Source organism: Chryseobacterium sp. CG10_8 (assembly GCF_058117085.1).
The window spans coordinates 1-1,752 of record NZ_JBYVEB010000219.1 but is presented as its reverse complement, the minus strand read 5'-3'; the positions used below and the strand labels follow the sequence as shown (position 1 = coordinate 1,752).

Sequence of the window (1,752 nt, the reverse complement as noted above, 5' to 3'; positions counted from 1 at the left end):
TTATATCAAAACCAATCTCTTACAAACAAATTATTGCTTAAATGCCTAATTCAATATTTTTTTTATTAAAGTTATCGTAAAAACCTTGTTCCCATTGGTGTAAACATAAGTTCCCTCAAACTGATTGAGTAAGTTGTTAATATCTTTTCGATAATAACCAGTAGGTTGTCCGAATCCAGACTCGCTAATGTCAATTATTACACTTTGTGCATTTATAGCAAGGCTTGCAAATATTGATATAAAAGTTATAATTATTTTTTTCATTGTTTTGTTTTTAATTGCAGTTAGAAGGTGTTACAGTTGCAGTTTCAATATTTTCGGTAATGGACAATTTACTCCAATTGGTTAGATATGGATTGGCTTTGCAAGCCCAACGAAGCCTTAGCTGTTGGCAGAAGTGGTTTTATTGTTTTATCATGGTAAATTCTCCCATTGGTAAAGAAAAATCAGGAGCATTCGGGTTTTCAAAGTCAGGCATAACATTATCTATTTTTACCTGCAAAACTTGTTGTCCGTTTATAACCGTTCTTCTCATATAAAAATCTGCCGTTCTTCCCGTTGCCGCGTCTGTAATTATTGCTCTTAATCTTCTTTCGTTAGGGCTACATTGTGGGCAATTCCAAATTCTTCCAATTGTTTTATATAAAATGCTATTACCTGCAATACTGTGTTTTAAAAATTGATTTGAATAAACTACATTAAGATTTGGCGTTGTATCTTGTATTGTTAATGATCCATTTGTATATGTATATTCTCCAATTATCATATCTTCATAATAATTTAGGTTAGGTTGCATTATTTTTTTTACCAAAACAATTGAAAATATTTTATTTCCATTGGTATAGACATAAGTTCCTTCAAACTGATTGAGTAAATTATTCATATCTTTTCTATAGTAACCAGATGGTTTTCCAAAACCAGGTTCTTTTATGTCGAAGATTACACTTTGCGCAGTGATACAAATAATATTTAATAGAAGTGCAGAGATTATGATTATATTTTTCATTATTTTAAAATTTTATTTAATTACAATTAGTTGGTATTACTGTTGCTGTATTTGAGTTGGTTGCAATAGCAAGCTTACTCCATCCCGTTAAATCTGCATTTGCTTTGTACAAACCAATATTTGTTCCAAAAGTAAACTGAAGAAATGCACGTTCATAATTAGGTTTGTAGTTAGGAGTGTCATTGTTGTATTCTTTGTCGTACATATCTTTTAGTCGTTTATTTAGTTCCTTTATTTTTTCTTCTATGGTGCATCCAGCAAATTCAGGAATGTTAAGAACATTCAAAGGAGTAAGGCCAGTATCCTCAAATACAATAGCATAAGTCTGTTTCACACCATTGTCATCTTCACAAACTAAAATTCCACTTGCTAAACCTTTATTATGTGGCGCTGCTTTTAGTTCTTTCTTGTAGGTTACTAAAATGTCATTATAAGAAAACATCGGATATGTTGAATTCGGATGAGTATGAACATTTGAATAATAATCTCCTCCTGAAGTTTCGGGAAGTTCATTAGTACCAGTTGGAGGAACAATTTCATTTTCTATAACTCCGTTTACGTCTCTTTTAATATTTATTCCAGCCTCTCCCGTACTACTGTTATTGATATAATCATACATTCCGCCAGTTATTAAAGGCTTTAAATTTACAGTGTTTGGGTTTAATAAATCTTCTAATTTTGCACAAGGTGTACTGGCGTTTGGAGTGCCTCCCAAATTCGGAAGTGTAGGCGTTCCACCCAATTCA

The 1,752-nt window shown here is 31.8% G+C and carries 3 protein-coding genes; all 3 read right to left on the bottom strand.

All coding sequences use genetic code 11. From position 1 onward, the window contains the following. Positions 1 to 45: 45 nt before the first annotated feature. Entirely contained in the window at positions 46 to 264 is a 219-nt protein-coding gene (locus AC4AGG_RS16350; protein WP_489773090.1) for a DUF6705 family protein, read from the bottom strand. Positions 265 to 403: 139 nt separating this feature from the next. Next, a complete protein-coding gene (locus AC4AGG_RS16345; RefSeq protein ID WP_489773089.1) occupies positions 404 to 1,006 on the bottom strand; it encodes a DUF6705 family protein in 603 nt (200 codons plus the stop codon). A gap of 16 nt (positions 1,007 to 1,022) precedes the next feature. Then, on the bottom strand, positions 1,023 to 1,752 hold a 730-nt coding region (locus AC4AGG_RS16340), incomplete at its 5' end, for a hypothetical protein (RefSeq protein WP_489773088.1).